At 72.0% G+C, this 20,103-nt stretch carries 22 protein-coding genes and 1 tRNA gene; 7 read left to right on the top strand and 16 right to left on the bottom strand.

Going from position 1 to position 20,103, the window contains the following annotated elements; genetic code table 11:
* Nucleotides 1-2: 2 nt before the first annotated feature.
* On the top strand, nucleotides 3-1,001 hold the full coding sequence (locus IE311_RS27435; RefSeq protein WP_189834509.1) for a zinc-binding dehydrogenase: 999 nt from the start codon (nucleotides 3-5) through the stop codon (nucleotides 999-1,001).
* 83 nt (nucleotides 1,002-1,084) lie between these two features.
* Here the strand turns inward: IE311_RS27435 and IE311_RS27430 are convergent, their stop codons facing one another.
* From IE311_RS27430 to IE311_RS27410, 5 genes are all read right to left on the bottom strand, one after another.
* A complete protein-coding gene (locus IE311_RS27430; RefSeq protein WP_189834508.1) occupies nucleotides 1,085-1,420 on the bottom strand; it encodes a hypothetical protein in 336 nt (111 codons plus the stop codon).
* A 40-nt stretch (nucleotides 1,421-1,460) separates the two neighbouring features.
* A complete protein-coding gene (locus IE311_RS27425) occupies nucleotides 1,461-1,853 on the bottom strand; it encodes a hypothetical protein (RefSeq protein WP_189834507.1) in 393 nt (130 codons plus the stop codon).
* A 1-nt stretch (nucleotide 1,854) separates the two neighbouring features.
* Nucleotides 1,855-2,385 (bottom strand): GNAT family N-acetyltransferase, encoded by a 531-nt coding sequence (locus tag IE311_RS27420; RefSeq protein WP_189834506.1) that lies wholly within the window; start codon nucleotides 2,383-2,385, stop codon nucleotides 1,855-1,857.
* 268 nt (nucleotides 2,386-2,653) lie between these two features.
* A complete protein-coding gene (locus IE311_RS27415; RefSeq protein ID WP_189834505.1) occupies nucleotides 2,654-3,541 on the bottom strand; it encodes an aminoglycoside phosphotransferase family protein in 888 nt (295 codons plus the stop codon).
* A gap of 9 nt (nucleotides 3,542-3,550) precedes the next feature.
* Entirely contained in the window at nucleotides 3,551-4,354 is an 804-nt protein-coding gene (locus IE311_RS27410; protein ID WP_189834504.1) for a DsbA family protein, read from the bottom strand.
* A gap of 175 nt (nucleotides 4,355-4,529) precedes the next feature.
* On the opposite strand from IE311_RS27410, the gene IE311_RS27405 reads away from it, so the two are divergent.
* Nucleotides 4,530-5,918 carry an NAD(P)/FAD-dependent oxidoreductase gene (locus IE311_RS27405; RefSeq protein ID WP_189834503.1) on the top strand — a complete coding sequence of 463 codons (1,389 nt, stop codon included), beginning with the start codon at nucleotides 4,530-4,532 and terminating at the stop codon, nucleotides 5,916-5,918.
* A gap of 205 nt (nucleotides 5,919-6,123) precedes the next feature.
* Here the strand turns inward: IE311_RS27405 and IE311_RS27400 are convergent, their stop codons facing one another.
* Entirely contained in the window at nucleotides 6,124-8,223 is a 2,100-nt protein-coding gene (locus IE311_RS27400; RefSeq protein WP_189834502.1) for a restriction endonuclease, read from the bottom strand.
* Nucleotides 8,224-8,519: 296 nt separating this feature from the next.
* Between IE311_RS27400 and IE311_RS27395 the strand changes: the two genes are divergently transcribed.
* Nucleotides 8,520-8,813, top strand: coding sequence for a hypothetical protein (locus IE311_RS27395; protein WP_189834501.1), 294 nt, complete (start codon nucleotides 8,520-8,522; stop codon nucleotides 8,811-8,813).
* Between the two features lie 15 nt (nucleotides 8,814-8,828).
* Here IE311_RS27395 and IE311_RS27390 read toward each other — a convergent pair whose 3' ends face one another.
* Together IE311_RS27390 and IE311_RS27385 are read right to left on the bottom strand one after the other, a co-directional pair.
* Nucleotides 8,829-9,299, bottom strand: a complete 471-nt coding sequence (locus tag IE311_RS27390; RefSeq protein ID WP_189834500.1) for a hypothetical protein — start codon at nucleotides 9,297-9,299, stop codon at nucleotides 8,829-8,831.
* 125 nt (nucleotides 9,300-9,424) lie between these two features.
* On the bottom strand, nucleotides 9,425-9,832 hold the full coding sequence (locus IE311_RS27385) for a hypothetical protein (protein WP_189834499.1): 408 nt from the start codon (nucleotides 9,830-9,832) through the stop codon (nucleotides 9,425-9,427).
* A gap of 84 nt (nucleotides 9,833-9,916) precedes the next feature.
* On the opposite strand from IE311_RS27385, the gene IE311_RS27380 reads away from it, so the two are divergent.
* Nucleotides 9,917-10,465 carry an SMI1/KNR4 family protein gene (locus IE311_RS27380; protein WP_189834498.1) on the top strand — a complete coding sequence of 183 codons (549 nt, stop codon included), beginning with the start codon at nucleotides 9,917-9,919 and terminating at the stop codon, nucleotides 10,463-10,465.
* Between the two features lie 138 nt (nucleotides 10,466-10,603).
* Here IE311_RS27380 and IE311_RS27375 read toward each other — a convergent pair whose 3' ends face one another.
* From IE311_RS27375 to IE311_RS27365, 3 genes are all read right to left on the bottom strand, one after another.
* Nucleotides 10,604-10,792 carry a hypothetical protein gene (locus tag IE311_RS27375; protein WP_189834497.1) on the bottom strand — a complete coding sequence of 63 codons (189 nt, stop codon included), beginning with the start codon at nucleotides 10,790-10,792 and terminating at the stop codon, nucleotides 10,604-10,606.
* Nucleotides 10,793-10,937: 145 nt separating this feature from the next.
* The gene (locus tag IE311_RS27370) at nucleotides 10,938-11,219 is read right to left on the bottom strand and encodes a hypothetical protein (protein ID WP_189834496.1); all 282 of its coding nucleotides are present in this window, start codon (nucleotides 11,217-11,219) and stop codon (nucleotides 10,938-10,940) included.
* Between the two features lie 155 nt (nucleotides 11,220-11,374).
* Nucleotides 11,375-11,448, bottom strand: a tRNA-Thr gene (locus tag IE311_RS27365).
* 182 nt (nucleotides 11,449-11,630) lie between these two features.
* Between IE311_RS27365 and IE311_RS27360 the strand changes: the two genes are divergently transcribed.
* The 3 genes from IE311_RS27360 (at nucleotide 11,631) to IE311_RS27350 (ending at nucleotide 14,223) form a co-directional block, all read left to right on the top strand.
* Nucleotides 11,631-12,728, top strand: coding sequence for an ABC transporter ATP-binding protein (locus tag IE311_RS27360; protein ID WP_189834495.1), 1,098 nt, complete (start codon nucleotides 11,631-11,633; stop codon nucleotides 12,726-12,728).
* A gap of 225 nt (nucleotides 12,729-12,953) precedes the next feature.
* Nucleotides 12,954-13,364: a hypothetical protein gene (locus IE311_RS27355; RefSeq protein ID WP_189834494.1), complete on the top strand. Its 411-nt coding sequence runs from the start codon at nucleotides 12,954-12,956 to the stop codon at nucleotides 13,362-13,364.
* Nucleotides 13,365-13,506: 142 nt separating this feature from the next.
* Nucleotides 13,507-14,223: a nucleotidyltransferase family protein gene (locus IE311_RS27350; protein ID WP_189834493.1), complete on the top strand. Its 717-nt coding sequence runs from the start codon at nucleotides 13,507-13,509 to the stop codon at nucleotides 14,221-14,223.
* Nucleotides 14,224-14,318: 95 nt separating this feature from the next.
* Here the strand turns inward: IE311_RS27350 and IE311_RS27345 are convergent, their stop codons facing one another.
* The 5 genes from IE311_RS27345 to ispD all read right to left on the bottom strand — a co-directional run bounded on the left by IE311_RS27345 (nucleotide 14,319) and on the right by ispD (nucleotide 19,879).
* Nucleotides 14,319-15,917, bottom strand: a complete 1,599-nt coding sequence (locus IE311_RS27345; RefSeq protein WP_189834492.1) for a DoxX family membrane protein — start codon at nucleotides 15,915-15,917, stop codon at nucleotides 14,319-14,321.
* 97 nt (nucleotides 15,918-16,014) lie between these two features.
* Entirely contained in the window at nucleotides 16,015-16,971 is a 957-nt protein-coding gene (gene rlmB / locus IE311_RS27340) for a 23S rRNA (guanosine(2251)-2'-O)-methyltransferase RlmB (protein WP_189834491.1), read from the bottom strand.
* Nucleotides 16,972-17,070: 99 nt separating this feature from the next.
* Nucleotides 17,071-18,471 (bottom strand): cysteine--tRNA ligase, encoded by a 1,401-nt coding sequence (gene cysS, locus IE311_RS27335; RefSeq protein ID WP_189834490.1) that lies wholly within the window; start codon nucleotides 18,469-18,471, stop codon nucleotides 17,071-17,073.
* Nucleotides 18,472-18,618: 147 nt separating this feature from the next.
* Nucleotides 18,619-19,140, bottom strand: a complete 522-nt coding sequence (gene ispF / locus IE311_RS27330) for a 2-C-methyl-D-erythritol 2,4-cyclodiphosphate synthase (protein WP_189834489.1) — start codon at nucleotides 19,138-19,140, stop codon at nucleotides 18,619-18,621.
* On the bottom strand, nucleotides 19,130-19,879 hold the full coding sequence (ispD, locus tag IE311_RS27325) for a 2-C-methyl-D-erythritol 4-phosphate cytidylyltransferase (RefSeq protein ID WP_189834488.1): 750 nt from the start codon (nucleotides 19,877-19,879) through the stop codon (nucleotides 19,130-19,132). The genes ispF and ispD overlap by 11 nt, the downstream gene beginning before the upstream one ends.
* Between the last annotated feature and the right edge of the window lie 224 nt (nucleotides 19,880-20,103).

Here is a 20,103-nt window from a genome sequence, read left to right as displayed (position 1 = left end):
CCATGCACGCCATCCGCCTCCACGCCTTCGGCCCCGCCGAGAACCTCACGTACGAGGAGACCTCCGACCCCGTACCGGGCCCCGGCCAGGTCCGCGTCAAGGTCGCGGCGGCCGGCGTGCACCTCCTCGACACCGCGCTCAGACAGGGCATGACGGGCCCCTTCCCGGCCCCCGCCGAACTCCCGACCGTCCCCGGCCGCGAGGTCGCCGGCACCGTCGACGCCCTCGGCGAGGGCACCGACCCGTCCTGGCTCGGCAGGCGGGTCGTCGCCCACCTCGGCATGGTCCCCGGCGGCTACGCCGAACTCGCCGTCACCGACGCCGCCCGCCTCCACGCCCTGCCCGACCACCTCGGCGAGGCCGAGGCCGTCGCCATGATCGGCACCGGCCGCACCACCCTGGGCATCCTGCAGTTCACCGCGCTCGGCCCCGACTCGGTGGCGATCGTCCCGGCCGCGGCCGGCGGCATCGGCACCCTCCTCGTCCAGTACGCCAAGAACGCCGGCGCCACCGTCGTCGGCCTCGCCGGCGGCCCCGCGAAGGTCGCCCTCGTCCAGGAGAACGGCGCCGACCTGGCCGTCGACTACAAGCAGGCCGGCTGGCCGGAGAAGGTCCGCGCGTACCTGGACGGCCGCACCGCCACCGTCGTCTTCGACTCGGTCGGCGGCGACACCGGACGGGCCGCCGTCGACCTCCTCGGCAAGGGCGGACAGCACGTCGTCTTCGGCTGGTCCGGCGCCGGACTCCACGACGGCGAACCGCTCACCTTCACCCCGGAGGAACTCGCCGCTCGCGGCATCACCTCGGAGTCCGTCCTCGGCCCCGTCATGATCCAGAAGGCGGGCGGCGACGTCCGCAACCTCGAACTCGCCGCCCTGGACGCGGCGACCACGGGCACCCTCCGCCCGGCGGTCCACCGCTTCCCGCTGGCGGACGCGGCGGGCGCCCACCGCGCCCTGGAGACCAGGGGCACGACGGGCAAGGTGGTCCTGATCCCCTAGGAATCGCCTCGCGGCCCCCTGGAAAACCCCGGACCTCGGACCCCGACCGCGTTCAGGCCCCGGACCCCGACCGCATGCGGACCTCAGACCCCGACCACGTCCCAGGAGTGCGCCTTGAACTCCTTCAGGAAGTCGGGGTGGTCCTCCCACATCCGGGCGATGGAGCGCAGCACGTCCCAGTTGTGCTCCAGCGCCTGGTCCACCACCTGCCGCAGCTCCGGCGCCGACTCCCGCTTCTCGACCAGCCCGTTGACGGCGGCGGCCGCCTGCACGGTGTAGCGCGTGGCGCGCAGGGCCCGGGAGGTGTCGTCCATGCCGAAACCGTGGTCGCTGCCGTTCGCCGGGTCGAAGAGAGGCGTCAACCGCGCCTCGATGAACGCCGTGATCCGCTGAAACCGCTGCTCAATGTCCGTATCCATGGCACCTTCCTACACCCCGTGGCGGCCGGGCCCGTCATCGCTACCGGTTCTCCCGCGGCAGCACCCGCAGGTCCCGGAGGCCCGTACCGGTCTCCCCCTCCCTGACGAGCACCCGCCCGGCCAGTTCCCGCAGCCGGGCCCAGCCCGGGGAGTCGGACAGCGCCTCCGCGGTCCACCAGTCCGTCGCCCCGTCGCGGGTCATCTCCTCGAGGACCGCCTCGATCAGCCGCACATCGGCCAGCGAGTCGCCGCTGAGGGATCCCTCCTCCGCCAGCCCCGGAGCCAGCCGCAGACCGAGGAGGAGGTCCGGGGCGAGCTCGGCCGCGAGGATGTCGTGCTCCTCCCGCCAGGCCCGCTGATCCGGCGCGGACGCCGCCACCACGACCAGGAACCGGCACAGGAAGCCCCTGCGCCAGGCGGTGTCGAGGGCCATCTCAGACGCTCCGGAGGTCCGCACCGTCCGCACCGTCCGCACCCGGGTCGGCCGAAGCGCCGCCCGCCCCCAGGTCGGCCAACGCGCCGTCCGTCAGCCGGTAGACCGTCCACTCGTCCTGCGGACGGGCGCCGAGGGACTCGTAGAACTCGATCGACGGCGTGTTCCAGTTCAGTACGGACCACTCCAGGCGCTCGTAGCCGCGCTCGACACAGATCCGCGCGAGCTCGCGCAGCAGCGCCTTGCCGTGGCCGCCGCCGCGCGCCTCCGGACGGACGTACAGGTCCTCCAGGTAGATGCCGTGGACTCCGCGCCAGGTCGAGAAGTTGAGGAACCAGAGCGCGAACCCGGCCACCTCGCCGGCCTCGTCCTCCGCGATGTGCGCGAACGCGGCGGGACGCTCGCCGAAGAGGGCCTCGTGGAGCTGCTCGGGGGTCGTCCGGACCTCGTCGAGGGCCTTCTCGTACTCCGCGAGGTCACGGACGAGGGAGTGGATGACGGGGACATCGGCGGGCGTGGCTGTACGGATCATGGGACCAGCCTGCCAAGGACGGGGCTCTCCTGGCCAGGAGATTCGACCGGCGCGCGCCACTTCGACCGGCGCGCGCCCCACTCGGAGCCGCGCGGGCGGCCCGGCCCTCTCCGAGCCCCCGCTCATGCCCGGTCCAGCCCCGTCCAAGCCCGTTCCAACCCCGCCCAAGCGCAGCCCAAGCCCCGCTCATGCCTCTGCTCAAGCCGCGCTCAAGCCCCCGACCAGGCCGGTCAGCCCCATCCCCCTGATGAAGTCCAGCCGGCCCCGATCACGCCCTCCGCTCCCGCAGGATCCGCGCGACCTCCACCTGCTCCTCGTCGAGCCCGTCCTCCCCGTCCTCCACGTCCCACAGGCCGTTCTGCAGCACCCGCCCCAGCGTCCACGCCACCGCCCGCTCCCGGTCCCCGACGACCTCGGCCAGCAGGTCGAACCTCCACAGGACATCGTCCGGATCGAAGCGGTCCAGCAGCGCCGGCAGCAGGTCGAAGCCCGGGTCTCCCGCGAGCGGCTTCGGGTCGATCGCCAGCCAGGGTTCCCGCTCGGCCGCCAGGATGTTGCCCAGGTGCAGGTCCCAGTGGAGGAGCCGGTCGCCCGGTTCGCCCGCGACCTCCCGTACCGCGGCCGCGCAGTCCCGCAGTACGGCCGCGTCCTCCGCGTCGAGGCGTTCCGCCGCTCCCGGCACCTCGGCGAGCATCCCGGCCGCGATGTCGCCGAGGCCGCGCAGCCCCTGGGGCGCCGGGACCGCGACCAGCCGGGCGAGGAGTCCGGCGACGACGTCGAGCGCCTCCCGGGTGTCGGCGACGGACGTCAACGGCCGTGCCTCGTCAAGCCGTTCGAGGAGCATCGTCCCCGTGGCGGCGTCGTGGTCGAGGAGCCGCACCACACCGGCCCCGTCCCAGACGCGCAGTCCGATCGGTTCGCCCTCGGTCTCGTCGTCCAGGATCTGCATCTTCAGCGCGGCCCGCGTGCCGTCCGCGGCCCGTTCGACGGGCAGGACGAGGGAGGCCATCCCGTACATGGAGGGCCCCGTGACCCGTAGCCCCCACCGGCCGAGGAACTCCTCGGCCCGTTCCGGCAGCGCGGCGACGAACGCCCGCCCCGCCTCACCGTTGTACTTCGCCTGCGACGCGGCCAGTTCCTCCGGTACGTGAATCACCCCACGAGCCTAGACACCGGCGTCGCGCAGCGCCTTCGAGAATTCGGCGGCGTCGTAGAGGGCGTCCCCACCGGGCAGCGCGGCCCCGTCCACGAGCACGGTCGGCGTGCCGCCCACCCCCGAGGCCTCGAAGGCCTTCTCGGCGTCCGCCACCCACTCCCGGTGGGTGTTCTCCCGTACGGCCCGGTCGAAGGCGGCGCTCCGCAGCCCCTCGACCCGGTCCGCGATCCGCAGCAGGTGCTCGGCCGAGAAGCCGTCCGGCCCCCCGGAGCCGCCGGCGGCCCCGGAGTCGCCCGCGGCACCAGAACCTCCCGCGCCCCCGGAGGCCCCCGCCCCCTCGCCCACGCCCGACCCCTCCCCCGGCTGCGCGGCGAAGAGCGCCGCCTGGAACGCCGACAACCTCCCCGGCCCCGCGTCCACCGACGCCCGCAGCGCGTTCGCGGCCCGCGCCGAGGCCGTGCCGCCGGTCCGCGCGTCGAGGAAGGAGGCGACGACGTACTCGACCTTCACCGTGCCGGCCGCGGCCTCCCCCGCGAGGACCGTCCCGGCGCTCGCCTCGAACTTCGCGCAGTAGCCGCACCGGGGATCGACGTACACCGTGACCGCGTGCGGGGCCTTCGCCTCCCCGACGACGATCTTCGTACCGTCCACGGCCGCCGGGAGGCCGGCGAGAGCGTCCGGCCGCTCGGCGGAACCGGCCGTCGCGGCCCCCGCCGCAGGCGCCCCCTCCTGCGAACAGCCCACCGCCGCAAGGCCGATGAGACCTGCCGAAACGGCCGCGGCGACCACCCGCCGGGTCCTTCGTACGGGCATGGGAGAGTCCTTCCGGAGCAACGAGATCCGCACCCGGCGCCCGCCCGGCGCGCCGGTGACACGCACCCTCGAACCCAGGCCGGGCCCCGTCGGGGAATCGCCGCCGAACGGCCTGTATCCACAGGACCAAGGCCCCGGGTAACCTCCGCCCACGCACCCGGAAGAGGGAAAACACATGAGTACGGTCAACGGCGGCATCTCGTTCTGGTACGCACAGGACGGCGCCCCCGACCCCCGCGAGCCGCTCCCCGGCGACACCACCGCGGACGTCTGCATCGTCGGCGGCGGCTACACGGGCCTGTGGACCGCCTACTACCTCAAGAAGGCCGTCCCCTTCCTCAACATCACCGTCCTCGAAGCGAAGTTCTGCGGGTACGGGGCCTCCGGGCGCAACGGCGGCTGGCTCTACAACGGCATCGCCGGACGCGACCGCTACGCCAAGCTCCACGGCCACGAGGCCGCCGTCCGCCTCCAGCAGGCCATGAACGCCACCGTCACCGAGGTCCTCGACGTCTGCGAGACCGAGAAGATCGAGGCGGACCAGCACCGCGGCGGCGTCCTGGAGGTCGCCCTCTCCCCCGCCCAGCTCGCCCGCCTCAAGGACTTCCACGCCGTCGAGATCGCCTTCGGCGAGACGGACCGGGAGATGTACGGGGCCCGCGAGACCTCCGAGCGCATCCGCGTCACCGGCGCGGTCGGCTCCTCCTGGACCCCGCACGGCGCCCGCCTCCACCCCGTGAAGCTGGTCAAGGGGCTCGCGGCCGCCGTCGAGGCGCTCGGCGTCACCATCCACGAGTCGACCCCGGTCACCGAGATCAAGCCGAAGCACGCGGTCACCCCGTACGGCACCGTCCGCGCCCCGTACGTCCTGCGCTGCACCGAGGGCTTCACCGCCTCCCTGGCCGGCCAGCGCCGCACCTGGCTGCCGATGAACTCCTCGATGATCGCCACCGCGCCGCTCACCGACGCGCAGTGGGAGTCGATCGGCTGGGACGGCCGCGAGACCCTCGGCGACATGGCGCACGCCTACATGTACGCCCAGCGCACCGCCGACGGCCGCATCGCCCTGGGCGGCCGGGGGGTCCCGTACCGATTCGGCTCGAAGACCGACAACGACGGCCGCACCCAGCCGGGGACGATCGAGGCGCTCCGCGAGATCCTGGTCCGCTTCTTCCCCCAGCTGGCGGGGGTACGGGTGGACCACGCCTGGTCCGGTGTCCTCGGCGTCCCGCGGGACTGGTGCGCCACGGTCACCCTCGACCGCTCGACGGGCCTCGGCTGGGCGGGCGGCTACGTGGGCTCGGGAGTCGCCACGGCGAACCTCGCGGCCCGCACGCTCCGCGACCTGATCCAGCAGGACTCGGGCCAGTCGGGCCCCACGGACCTCACGGCCCTCCCCTGGGTGAACCACAAGGTCCGCAAGTGGGAACCGGAGCCGCTGCGCTGGCTCGGCGTGCAGACGATGTACGCGGCCTTCCGGGGCGCGGACCGCCGCGAGGCGACGGGGCACACGGCGACGACGGACAGGGTGGCGGTCCTGGCGAACCGCCTGAGCGGCCGCTGAACGATCCGGAGGGGGCAGGAGGGGCAAGGGAAACGCGAACCGCTCCCACCCCCCACACCTGCCCCTGACCGACAGACGAACCGCCGGGCAGGGCGGGCAGACCACAGGACCGGCCACCTGCCTGCCCACCTGCCCGGCGACCTGTCCGCCCAACTGCCCGACTCCCCGGCTACCCGTCTGCCCCCGCCTGCCCGGGCTACCGGACTCACTCCACCTGGATCCCGAAATCCCCGACGAGCTCCTCGAGCCCGCCCCGGTACCCCTTCCCGCCCAGGACGAAGTCCCAGTCGCCGCCGGAGCGCCGCCGGAAGGACCCGAGGACGAGCGCGGTCTCGCCGGGCCGCCCGTCGGACACCACCAGCCGGTCGAGCTCGACGCCGGAGTCGTCGCGGAGCCGGATCCCGGCATCGGTGAAGCCCCCGAGATCCGCGTCGGGGTTGACCTCCGGGTCGACCGCCGCGACGAGCACCAGGCGGTCGGCCCGGTCCGGGAGGGCGTCGAAGCCGACGCGCACGGCGGCCCGGTCGCCGGCAGGGGCGGCGACCATCGACACGGAACCGTCGGGCGTGGAGGGGTTGTTGAAGAAGACGAACCACTCGTCGCCGAGCACCCGGTTGCCCGAGCAGACCAGCGCGCACACATCGAGCGCGGCGGCCCCCGACCAGTCCATGCCGAGCAGATTGAAGTCGGCGTCGGCCTCGGCGGGAGCCGGTGCGGCGGTGGCGGCCGCCGCCGGGGCGGCAGGGCTCCCGGACCCCAACCGCCCCCGCAGGCCGTGCTGGTGGAGCAGATCGACGAGTTCGGTCCCGGAGATCAGGGTGAGGGGCTTGCCGTTGGCGAAGGTGTACGAGCCGGGGCCGAACTTGGAGGTCGTGACGAGGACCCCCTTGTTGGCCCCGGCGCCCTGGACGGTCCCGTAGAGGTCGCGCACGGCGGAGGGGGGAACCGTGTTCCGGTACCGCTTGACCTGGACGAGGATCGAGCCGCCGCTGATGGGATCGGGGTCGAGGGCCTCGACGTCCACGCCGCCGTCGTTGGACCGGCGGGTGGTCAGGGCCTGGAGCCCACGGGCGCGGAACAGCTCGGCGACCAGCCCCTCGAAGGCGATGGGATCCATGGCGAGCAGATCGGGCTCCTCCCCGTCGCCCTGAACGACCACGTCCGAACCGACCTGGTCGGGGGTCACCATCGGCGGCACGGCCACCCGCTCGTCGGGCTTGGCGGAGAGCCGCCCGTCCAGGGCGCCGGTCAGACACTCCACGGCGCCGACCCTCTCGAGGTTCAGCCGCTCGAAGGCCTCCCGCCCCACGACGACGGTGGCCACGCACACCCGGGCCGGAAGCCCGGTGGCGGGATCGACCCCGCCCACGTAGCCGTTGAGCGCGACCTGCTCCAGGGCGCCGAACCGATCGGCCCCGAAGAGCTCCCGCGCGGCGAGCAACAGGCTCTGCGCGAGCACGTCCCGGTAGAGCGCCCGCCGCTGCGTGACGGGCCGCGGGACCTCCTTCTCCTGATCGGTGCTGGGCAGGTACTTCACTCCCTTGGCCTCGGGAACGACCTCGTACCCCGGCAGATCCCAGTCGAGAACGAGCCCGCGCCCACCGCGCTCGTAAGCGGCGGACACCTCTCGGGGGAATCCCTCCGGCCAGGCGGTGGAGGCGAAGAGGACGGCGGAGAAGAACTCCACGACGGTCGCGGCCTCACCGGCCCGCAAAGCCGCCTCGGTCCCGGCGAGCCCGGCGTTGTGCGACCGGATCTCGGCGAGCCGGGCCGCGGCCCAGGCGTCGTACTCCCGCCGGTAGGCGGCGAGCTGCTCGACCCGCCGGGCCTCCGCGGCCTGCGCGGCGTACCAGTCCCGCTCGAACCGGGCCCGCGCGTCCCGCTCGGCCTGGGCCCGCCCGGAAGCGGTCCAGGCACCGCCCTGAGGCTGATAGAACCGCTGATCGGGCATGGGTACGGGCTCCGCCAGCGGCCCGGGGGCGAACGCCTCGACGTCCTCGGTCCGCCGCAGGGTCGCGACGGAGAAGACGGGAGCCCGGCACCCGGCCGCCAGCAGCCCCTCGAGCGCGGCCACGCGCGCGTCCAACTCCTGGGTCCGCCGCAGGGCGTCCGCGTCCCGCTGCTGCCGATAGGCGGCCCGTTGCTCCCGCTGCATCCGGGCGACGTCCCGCTCGTACGCCCGCTGCACGCGTTCCGCGTCCCGCTGCTGCCGCAACACCGCCTGGTGCTGCCCCTCCCGCTGCCGCTGCGCCACCCGCTGCTGTTCGGCCCAGACCCCGATCAGCCCACCGGAACGCCGACTCATCCGCGCACCCCTCCCCACAACACCCCACGCCACCTGAACGCCCCCGTAAGGAACAAGTGTCCCGGACCGCAACGTCCCGGGACACAGGAACGCCGCACCTTCCTCACCCCGCGCCCTGCCCACGTCACGCACCGATTCGGTGACGGGCGGTCGCCGACGAACCGCCCGGCACGGCGCGCCTCACCCGACCGAAGGCACAGCACCCGCCCCGCCACTCTCCGAACTCATCCCGTCACATAGCGCTAGGATCACGGGCGTTGCCGCAGCCCGCGGCGGAACGAGACAGGGGCATCCGCATGGCCATCATCGTCACCTTCGACCTGCCCGGCGCCGGGCAGGAGCTGTACGACACCGTCATCGACCGAGTGACGGACGGGCGGGGATTCACGCGGTTCGCGGACCTGCCGAACACCGGTCTCGTCTCCCACGCGGCGGGCCCGGTCGACGGAGGCTTCCGCGTGACGGAGGTCTGGGAGAGCGCGGAGGCCCTCGAAGAGCACGCGAAGCTCTTCGGCCCGATCCTGGCGGACCTCGGTCACGCCGACCTGCAGCCCACGATCATCCCGGCGCACAACTTCGTCGTCCGGTAACCGTCCGGCGGCTGTTCAGACTTCCAGGGCGGTGAGATCCCGACGGAGGACGGTACGGGCCGCCCGGGTCGCGTCCCCGTGGGCCTGCCGGGCGTCCTGGTACTCCTCGGAGGCCAGCGTGTGCCCGGACGCCAGCGTTTCGCGGACCTGACGCAGCGAGTGGTACGAAGCGTCTATGGCGGTGGCCACATCGGCGCCCGCCGTGAGAATGACCCGCTCACGCGCCTCGTCGCACCCGGCGCCCTGGAAGGCCTGCCGGATCCTGGCCGCCCTGACCTGCGGGTCGGCGTGGTCCTCGTCGGCGGCCAGCCGCATGGCCTCGTGCGCCCGACGGAGCGTCACCAGGCAATCGACGTACATGTTCTGCCGATCCTGCAGTACACCGCTCCGGACGGATCGCCGCCAACGTATCTGCTCACCGAGCAGCGTCGCCCCGACACCGAGCACGGCACCGAGTCCGGTCCCCGCGAGAGTCATCCACTCCACGCGGCCGATCGTGCCACACCAGGGCTCCGGACGTCCCTCCCTCGGCCGGCGACTGCCGCACCGGCCCCCACCCACTCACCCACGGTTTCGAGGTTCCCGGCCCCGCCGGCCCCTCCCACCGCGCACTAGGCGCAGATGTGCTTGAAGGCACGCGCACCGGGCCGGGCACGGAACTTCACCTCGTGCCCGGCATCGTCGGTGAACACGGCCTCCGTCTCGGACTTCAGGGTCATCGTGCCGAGCTGGGTCGGGTTGCCCCACCCGTCGGGCGGGTTCCCCGAACCGTCGGAGAGCGGGGTCTCCGCTTCGAAGTACGTGGAGCCGATACGGGCCTCGTCGATGCCGCAATGCGTATAGAGCTCGAAGGGAATCACCCGGGGGGACGGCGTGGCCCGGACGGACGGCGTGGCCTGGGCGGTCGGCGTGGCCCGGACGGCCTCCGTACCGCCGTCGGCCTTGGCGCAGCCGGTGGCCGCCCCGGTGACCAGCGCGAGGGTGAGGGCGACGATGATGCGTCCAGCTCTCTCAGTCATGGCCTTTCGACGCTGGGACCAAGTGAACGGTTCCGCACCCTCGTTCACCCATCGATGTCGTAGGCGGCTGCCAAGATCGCGCACATGACACCCCTCGAAGATCTCGTCGCCCGCGTAACGGCGAAGGCCAAGGCCACTTCCACGACCTTGCCTCCCGCCGCCACCGCCGAGGAGCTCGCCTCGGCAGAGGCAGCACTCGGCTTCGGGCTCCCGCCCCTGCTGGCGAGTCTGTATCGGGACGTCGCCAACGGTGGCTGGGGCCCCGACTACCAGCTTCTCCCGCTCGTCGGGTCAGGACGCACGGTGCTGAGCGAGTACCGGTCCGAACGATCCGCCTCGGCCGAGGACGCGACACCGTACTGGCCGGCGGGCGTACTGCCGATCATCGACTGGGGCTGCGCCATGTACGCCGCGGTGGACTGCCGCACCGAAACCGCCCCGGTCCTCCTCTTCGAACCGAACGCCATTGACGACGACGGAGCCACCGCCTGGTTCGTCGACGGAGAAAGCCTGGCCGAGTGGCTCGAAACCTGGCTCGCCGAAAAGGGCTGGTACCGGGAAGACGCCGCCGATGACGAGGACACGAAAGAGCCGACCCCCTGGGAACAGGCCGCCTCCCGAATCGCGGAGTGAACGAACGACGGGATGACAGCCCTGCGCTTCACCTGCGCAACCAATGGAAGTTGGGGTCCGGCGAACCGCCCCTGACCGAGGACCGCTCGCACACCTCTCCCTCGCGAGAACCGGCGCCGATGCGCGGAACTGGCCGGATCAGTCAGTGGCCTTCCGGCTACTACGTTTCGCCCACTCGCGCCCGTAGACGACGGCACCCGAGAAGAGCCCCCAGCCCAGGAGGATCCGGGTGACGGTGTCGTCCTCGACGATCAAGAAGACCAGTAGAAGCGTAAGGATCACGAGGTACCCATGCGGGTGGTTCTGCCACTCGCTCTTGCCTGCCATCTCCCACCTCCCCTGCCGCACCCTAGCCCTGGCGCGCATCTCATCCCACCCCTCAAGCTCAGCTCCCGCCCCGTCTGCCGTCGACCCTCCCACCGTGGAGCGGACACAGGGTCTGGCTCAACCCCACGTTCAGCATGGGGTTGAGTCAGTGGAACCAGACGACAAGACGCACGTTCTCCGCGCCGTGGATTTCGCCGAGGCTACGCAGCCCTTCCGACGCGTCGTCCGGGAAGCCACGGTCCTCGGCAAGCGGGCGGAAGCCGAAGTAGTTGCGGACCCCGAAGAGGCAGGCCAGACCGTCGTAGGCGTTGCCCCTGTTCAGCAGGAAGAGGTCGATGCCCGCTTCCCAGACGGTGTCCTCATCGTCCACGCCCCACAGCCGGGCCCCCGGACGGCACTCGATCATTCCGCTGACGTCGGTCGACATGGCGTGATCCTGCCCGGCAGGCCCGGGAGCCGGCATCCGCATTTCGCTCCGCGCGCTCGTAGTCGTCCTCGGCCGACCGGCGCCGTTGATGTCACCCGTAGATGTCGAAGACCCCCAACCAAGATCGGTCGGGGGTCTTCGCGTTTCCTACCTTGAGCCCCCTGTCGGGTTCGAACCGACGACCCCCGCTTTACAAGAGCGGTGCTCTGGCCAGCTGAGCTAAGGAGGCAGCGAGTGCAGTGTAACCAACGACGTCCCGGGAGCGGTCGGAAATCTCACCCGCTGCGGAGTGCTGACAGATCGGGCGGCGCCAGGTAGCGTCACGTGGAGTTCATCCAGGTGGACTAGACCTCAATCCTTCCTTTACTCGGATCGTCCGGCACGTTCCTGCCGGTGAAGGGACACATCACCATGGCTTCCGTCACTTTCGACAAGGCGACCCGGGTGTACCCCGGTGCCACCAAGCCCTCCGTCGACCAGCTCGACATCGAGATCGCCGACGGCGAGTTCCTCGTCCTCGTCGGGCCCTCCGGCTGTGGCAAGTCGACCTCCCTGCGCATGCTCGCGGGTCTCGAGGACGTCAACGCCGGCTCCATCCGCATCGGTGACCGCGACGTCACGCACCTGCCGCCCAAGGACCGGGACATCGCGATGGTGTTCCAGAACTACGCGCTGTACCCGCACATGACCGTCGCCGACAACATGGGCTTCGCGCTCAAGATCGCCGGTGTGAACAAGTCCGAGATCCGCGCCAAGGTCGAAGAGGCCGCGAAGATCCTGGACCTCACCGAGTACCTCGACCGCAAGCCGAAGGCGCTCTCCGGCGGTCAGCGTCAGCGTGTCGCCATGGGTCGTGCCATCGTGCGTGAGCCGCAGGTCTTCCTCATGGACGAGCCGCTGTCGAACCTCGACGCCAAGCTCCGTGTCTCGACCCGTACGCAGATCGCCGGTCTCCAGCGCCGTCTGGGCATCACCACGGTCTACGTCACCCACGACCAGACCGAGGCCCTCACCATGGGCGACCGCGTCGCGGTCCTCAAGGACGGTCTTCTCCAGCAGGTCGACTCCCCGCGCAACATGTACGACAAGCCCGCGAACCTCTTCGTCGCCGGCTTCATCGGCTCCCCCGCCATGAACCTGGTCGAGGTCCCGATCACCGACGGCGGCGTGAAGTTCGGCAACAGCATCGTCCCGGTCTCCCGTGACGCCATCGCCGCCGCTTCCGCCAACGGCGACACCACCGTGACCGTCGGCGTCCGCCCCGAGCACTTCGACGTGCAGGGCCCCACCGGCAAGGACGGCCTCGCCGTCACCGTCAACGTCGTCGAGGAGCTCGGCTCCGACGGCTTCGTGTACGGCTCCACCCGCGTCGGCGGCGAGGACAAGGACCTGGTCGTCCGCGTCGGCGGCCGTGACGTCCCCGCCAAGGGCACCACGCTGCACGTCGTGCCGCGCGCGTCCGAGCTCCACGTGTTCTCGACGTCCACGGGCGCCCGCCTCAGCGACTGAGCCTCGACGGCTCCCGGTGTGGCCGAACGGCCCCGCATCCTTCACGGGTGCGGGGCCGTTCGCCTCAGTGGGAGTGTCTCTGGGGGTTTACCGCCGAAAACCCCGGCATTCCGGGCCCGACCCCACCCCGCGCGTCAACACGGGATTCGAAAAGCCACTTCGAACCATCCCCCGCGAGAGTGACTAAATGTCGCCATATCACTACCGCCCGCTACGCTCGCCTGCGTGACGCACACTGCCCGCCGAATCGGCCGCTCTCTCGCCCTCGTCCTGCCCGTCGTCCTGGTGCTCTCGGGAACGCTCGCGGTGTCCGCCGTTCCGTGGGCCGGCCAGGACTCCGGGACCCAGCTCACGGCATCCTCCTCCGAGGTCTCCGTCCGGGCCAAGTCCCGTGCCCCGCAGGACATTCTGCGCGACCAGCTCCTGGCCGAGCTCCAGGAGAAGGACCCCGGCACGGCCCTCACCCACCTCCAGCGCGAGGTGGAGAACCGGCCCTCCCTCGCCAAGCACTGCATGTCCATCGCCCGCTCCCTCGGCCGCGCCGCCGTCGAGCAGTACGGCCCCTCCCGCGCCCAGTCCTACTCCCGCCCGGTCTGCGACACCGCGTACGCCACCGGCGTGATGCGCGCGAGCTGAGCAGCCGAGCCGCTGAGCAGTCGGACACTGAGCCTCGGACACTGAGCCACGTCGCGCGTCCGGACCCCCGCGTCCGGACCTCGCGCAGTCCCGGCCCCGTACGTCCGGACCTCTCGCGTACGGGGCGCCTATCGTTCCCCCTATGCACACCTCTCCGACGCAGGCCGTGGTCCTGGCGGGCGGCCAGGGCTCTCGGCTGCGCCCCTACACCGACGACCGCCCCAAGCCGATGGTCGAGATCCCGGGCACCGGGACCCCGATCATCGGTCATCAGCTTTCCTGGCTGGCCGCCGAGGGCGTGACCGACGCCGTCGTCTCCTGCGGCCATCTCGCCGAGGTGCTCCAGGAGTGGCTCGACGGCGCCGACCTTCCGCTCAAGGTGACCACGGTCGTCGAGACCGAGCCGCTGGGCCGAGGTGGCGGCCTCAAGTACGCCGCCGCGCATCTGCCCTCGCCGGACCAGCCCTGGTACGCCACCAACGGCGACATCTGGACCCGTTTCTCGCTGCGCGAGATGGCCGCCTTCCACGCGGAGCGCGACGCCCTCGCCACCCTCGCCCTGGCCCGCCCCCGGATCCCGTGGGGCGCCGTCGAGACCGACACGTTCGGGCACATCACCGACTTCATCGAGGCGCCGCCGTCGCCGTTCCTCATCAACGCCGGTGTGTACGTCTTCTCCGCGGCCTTCACGGAGCTGCTGCCCGACCTCGGCGACCACGAGCGCACCACCTTCCCCCGGCTCGCCCGTGAGCAGCGCCTGGCCGGCTTCCCGCTGCCCCAGGGGGCGTACTGGAGGGCCATCGACACCGCCAAGGACCTCACCGAGGCCGCGAAGGAGCTCGCCGCGCAGCGGGGCTGAGCGCCGTCGGGCATACGGGAAGGGCGGTACCGCGTCGCATGACGCGGTACCGCCCTTCCCGTGTTTCGGGCCCTGTGTGCCGTACGGACGGGCCGTCAGCCCAGCAGGCCGCCGATCGGGTTCCTCGCCCCGCCCGACGTCGAGCCGCTCTCGGACGGCGTGCCCGGCGAGCCGGTCGAACCGCCGCCTGAGCCGCCGCCCGACGTGCCGCCCGTGGTGGTCGGGCTGTCGCTGGTGGACGGCGGCGGGGCCGGCTTGGACTGGGTGGGCGTACGGCTGCTGCCGCCGGTGCTGCTGCCCTGCGTGGCCGTCGGACGCTGCTCCTGGGTCCGGGTGGACTCGCGGGTGGTCTCGGTGGGACGGGACGCCTCCTGCGTCTCCTCGCGCTCCGCCGGGGCCTCGCTGGTCGCGGCGGGGGCGGGCGTGCTGGACGCGGCCTGGGAGGAGGGGGCGCGGCGCGTCGGCTCCGTGGGGAGCGGCCGGCCCGGGAGGTGGTTGATCGGGTCGTCGTTGGGGCCCGGGACGGTGACCATCTCGGTGGAGCGGACGGCGCCGCCGAGGACGGAGCCGATGAGCAGGGTGAGACCGACGACGACGGAGGCGAGCAGGGTGCTGCGGCGCATCACGCGCCGGCGGAGGTCCCAGAGGTCGGCGCGCGGGCCGAGGGTGCGCCAGGCCTCTCCGGCGAGGCGGCCGTCGAGCGAGTAGACGGGGGCGCCGGCGATGATCAGCGGGGACCAGGCGGCCAGATAGATGATGTCGGCGGAGTCGTAGACCGGGACGGTCTTCCAGCTGACGGTCAGGATGAGCGCGGCGGAGAGCATGGCACCGACGACGGCGGCGACCCGCTGCCAGAGTCCGAGGACGGTGAGGACGCCGACGACGACCTGGAGGAAGGCGACGGTGAGTCCGGCGCCGACGGGGTGCTGGAGGGCGAAGTCGCGGAGCGGTTCGGCGAGGGCCCAGGGGTGGAGGGAGTTGAGCCACTTCACCATGGAGCCGCGCTCGCCGCCGTCGAAGTAGACGGGGTCGCAGAGCTTGCCCATGCCCGCGTAGATGGAGATGAAGCCGAGGAAGACGCGGAGCGGGAGGAGGACGACGCCGAGGTTCATCCGGCGGCCGGGGTAGTAGGCGTGCCGGACGGTGTCCTGTCCGTGGCGCTGCGGCCGGCCGTCGGCCGTCTCGTCCTCGTACGCGTCCGTTCCGCCGCCGGTCTCGGGCCGGAGGTCGTACACCTCGTCGTACGCGCCCTCGGCGCGGCGCATCGGCGGCAGCAGCGGGCCGGAGTCGGCCGTCACCACGGGGTTGGGCATCGTCTCGTCGAAACGGGGGATGGCCTGGGTGGAGCCCGCGTCCAGACCCGGGTGACCACCGTGCCCGCCGTGACCGACGGCCGGGTCGAGCGTGGAGACGGAGGACTCGCGCACGGCCTGGAGGAGGCCGGTGGCGCCCGGTGAGGACTTTCCGGTCCATACGACGGGACGGCGGCGTGCGCCGCCCGCTCCGGCCGCGGCCCCGGACAGGGCTGCGGCGCGGGCGCCTGCGCCGATCTTCGGCTGCACGGCGGGCGCGAGCCGCACACGGAAGCTGGCGTGGTTCACGATCACCTGGGCGGGATCGGAATCCACCTTGACCATGCTCAACGCGGGCTGATCGTCGAACCCCGGCCGGGGCGTTCTGGTGTCCACACTCATCTAACCGAGTGATCTGGGTTTAGGACACTGCCTTGACGGATGGGAAATGTCCGAGACCCGTCAAGATCACGCCACGGCCGGGAGTGACCCGTTCGGGTCAGGCCATCCGGCGGCGTGCGGCCTCGTAGAGCACGACACCGGCGGCGACACCGGCGTTGAGCGACTCGGCGCCGCCCGGCATCGGGATGCGGACGAGGAAGTCGCAGGTCTCGCCGACGAGGCGGGACAGGCCCTTGCCCTCGGAGCCGACGACGATGACGACCGGACCGCCCAGCTCCTCCAGCTCGTGCACGTCGCGGTCGCCGTCGGCGGCGAGGCCGACGACCGTGACACCGGCCTTCTGGTACTGCTCCAGGCAGCGCGTCAGGTTGGTGGCGCGGGCGACCGGGGTACGGGCGGCGGTGCCGGCCGAGGTCTTCCAGGCACCGGCGGTCATACCGGCGGCGCGGCGCTCGGGGACGACGACGCCGTGGCCGCCGAAGGCGGCGACGGAGCGGACGACGGCGCCGAGGTTGCGCGGGTCGGTGATGCCGTCGAGGGCGACGATCAGCGGGTCGTCGTGGTCGTCGAACGCGGCCGTGACGAGGTCCTCGGGGTGCGCGTACTCGTACGGCGGGACCTGGAGGACGAGGCCCTGGTGGTTGAGGCCGTTCGTCATCCGGTCGAGCTCGGGGCGCGGCGCCTCCATGATGTTGATGTTGCCGCGGCCGGTGGCGAGGTTCAGGGCCTCGCGCACGCGCTCGTCGTTGTCGATGAACTGCTGCACGTACAGGGTCGTGGCGGGCACGCCGTCGCGCAGGGCCTCGAAGACCGGGTTGCGGCCGACGACCATCTCGGACTGGCCCTTGCCGCCGCGGCGGACGACGGGCTTGCGCTTGGCCACGTTGCGGGCCATCGCGTTGGAGACGCGGTATGCCTTGTGGCCCTTGCGGGCCTCGGCCTTGGGCGTCGGGCCCTTGCCTTCGAGGCCCTTGCGCCGCTGGCCACCGCTGCCGATCGTCGCACCCTTCTTGTTGGACGTGCGACGGTTCCTGCGCTGGCTGTTCCCGGCCATGACTACCTAATCCTCGGTGTTGCGTACGGAGGCGTACTCGGCCCGCGTACAAGGTCTGTAACTGAAGTGTGCCGCCCGGAGCCCCGAGCGGCACGTCTTCTAACGGTTGCCCAGCGTCCAGCGGGGTCCGTCGGGGCTGTCCTCGATGGCGAGGCCGGACTGGTTGAGCTGGTCGCGGATCGCGTCCGCGGTCGCCCAGTCCTTGCGCTCACGGGCCGACTCGCGCTGCTCGAGCACGAGGCGTACGAGGGTGTCGACGGCGCCGTGGAGCTCTTCGCCGCCACCGGTCTCCTCGGCCCAGTGCGGGTCGAGCGGGTCGAGGCCGAGGACGCCGAGCATGACACGGACCTCGGCGAGGCGGGCGATGGCCTCGTCCTTGTCGTCCGCGGCGAGGGCGCTGTTGCCCTGGCGGACGGTGGTGTGGATGATCGCGAGCGCGTGCGGCACGCCCAGGTCGTCGTCCATGGCCTCGGCGAAGGCCGGCGGCACCTCGGCGGCGGGGGCGACGTCCTTGCCCGCCTTCTCGGTGGCGCGCTGGATGAAGCCCTCGATCCGGGCGAACGCCGACTCGGCCTCGCGCAGGGACTCCTCGCTGTACTCGATCATCGAGCGGTAGTGAGGGGTGCCCAGGTAGTAGCGGAGGACGATGGGGCGCCAGTTCTTCACCATCTCGGACACCAGCACGCTGTTGCCGAGCGACTTCGACATCTTCTCGCCGCTCATGGTGACCCAGGCGTTGTGCACCCAGTACCGCGCGAACTCGTCGCCGTAGGCCTTGGCCTGGGCGATCTCGTTCTCGTGGTGCGGGAAGATCAGGTCGAGGCCGCCGCCGTGGATGTCGAAGGCGGAGCCCAGGTACTTGTGGGCCATGGCCGAGCACTCCAGGTGCCAGCCGGGGCGGCCGCGGCCCCACGGGGTCTCCCAGTCGGGCTCGCCCGGCTTGGTCGCCTTCCACATCGCGAAGTCGCGCGGGTCGCGCTTGCCGGTGATGCCGTCCTCGGCGGGCTGCCGCAGGTCGTCGATGTCCTGGTTGGACAGCTCCAGGTAGCCCGGGAAGGAGCGCACGTCGAAGTAGACGCTGCCGTCGGCCTCGTACGCGTGACCGCGCTCGATGAGGCCGCGCATCATCTCGATCATCTCGGGGACGTGCCCGGTGGCGCGGGGCTCGTAGGTGGGCGGCAGGCAACCGAGCGCGTCGTAGCCCGCGTTGAACGCGCGCTCGTTCTCGTAGCCGATGGACCACCAGGGGCGGCCCTGGTCCGCGCCCTTGGCAATGATCTTGTCGTCGATGTCGGTGACGTTGCGGATGAACGTGACGTCGTAGCCGCGGTACGCGAACCAGCGGCGCATGATGTCGAAGTTCAGCCCCGAACGGATGTGGCCGATGTGCGGGGCCGCCTGGACGGTGGCACCACAGAGGTAGATCGAGACCTGGCCCGGCGTGAGCGGGGTGAAGTCACGGATCTGCCGGGCGCTGGTGTCGTACAGGCGAATAGTCACCACTCCAGGGTAGTGGGCGTGTGGTAGTGCCCCGATACCTGTTCCCCGTCTCCGGCGACGTTTTTCACCGGTACCGGTGGATGCCGGTACCGGTGAACGTGACGACCGACGCCCCGGAACGCGGCGGCGGCGGTCCGGCCGGGCTCGTCACCCGCGGGCCACCGGGTACACGAGAGCCGTCGCGAGCGCCGCGAGGCCCTCGGCCCGGCCGGTCAGTCCGAGCCCGTCCGTCGTGGTGCCGGAGACGGAGACCGGTGCGCCGGCCGCCTCGCTCAGCGCCTTCTGGGCCTCGTCGCGCCGCTTGCCGACCTTGGGGCGGACGCCGATGACCTGCACGGCGATGTTGCCGATCTCGTACCCCTCGGCGCGGACGATCCGGGCGGCCTCCGCGAGAAGGGTGACGCCGGAGGCGCCGGACCACTCGGGGCGGGAGGTGCCGAAATGGGCGCCGAGGTCGCCGACGCCGGCGGCGGAGAAGAGCGCGTCGCAGGCCGCGTGGGCGGCGACGTCTCCGTCGGAGTGCCCGGCGAGGCCGTACCCGTCGCTCGCGGAGTCGTCCCAGAGGAGGCCCGCGCACCAGAGTTCGCGGCCCTTCTCGAAGGCGTGGACGTCGGTGCCGATGCCGGTGCGGGGCAGCACGGGGGTGTTCGGGTGGTTCTCAGAAGCCATCGTTGGCCCTCCTGCGGGCGAGTACGGCCTCGGCGAGGACGAGGTCGAGGGGGCGGGTCACCTTGAAGGCCTCTTCGTGGCCGGGCACGACGACGACGGGCGCGCCGAGCCGCTCGACCATGCCGGCGTCGTCGGTGGCGCCCTCACCGGTGAGGGCGATGGTGGCGTGGGCGTTGACCAGGGTGTCGTGGTCGAAGCCCTGCGGGGTCTGGACGGCACGGAGCCGGGCCCGGACGGGGGTGGCGACGACCTGCTCGGGGTCTCCCGGCTTCTCGGCCGGCTCGACCTCCTTGACGGTGTCCGCGACGGGCAGCGCGGGGACGACGGCGACCGCCCCGTCCCGTACGGCCTCGATCACGGCGTCCACGGTGTCGACGGGGACGAGCGGGCGGGCCGCGTCGTGGACGAGGACGGTGCCGATGCCCTCGGGAAGCGCCTGGAGTCCGAGGTGGACGGACTCCTGGCGGGTCTCGCCGCCGGGGACGACGAGGTAGTCGGTCCGTTCGGGGAGGGCGTGGGCGTCGAGGAGGTTCTTGACCTCGGCAGCGCCGTCGGACGGTGCGACCACGACGACGAGCGAGACCGCGCGGGAGGCGGCCATCGCTCGGACGGCGTGGATGAGCATGGGGGTGCCGTTCAGCGTGCGCAGCGCCTTGGGGGCGCCCGGGCCGAGGCGTACGCCCCGTCCGGCCGCCGGGATCACCACGGCGGTACGAGGAGGACGCGCTTCGTCTGACATCGGTTGCACTCCGGCAGGTTTGTTTCCGCGGCCGACATGGGTATGGCCTCACCGTGCCGGACGCTCCGCCTTGACCGGGCCCTTTCCGTGACGACGGTCGAGGCGTGCCGCCCGAGCACAGGGGTTCGGACGTGAGTACGCAAGAGAGGGATGGGGACGTACGCACAGGATGATGCGTACGTGGATGCGTGCGTGACCGTACGTAGAGGACGACGTACAGGGTG

The sequence above is a fragment of the Streptomyces zaomyceticus genome (assembly GCF_014656215.1).
Lineage (GTDB): Bacteria > Actinomycetota > Actinomycetes > Streptomycetales > Streptomycetaceae > Streptomyces > Streptomyces zaomyceticus.
Note: the sequence above shows the minus strand (reverse complement) of the source record. Positions and strands in the feature narration are given on the sequence as shown.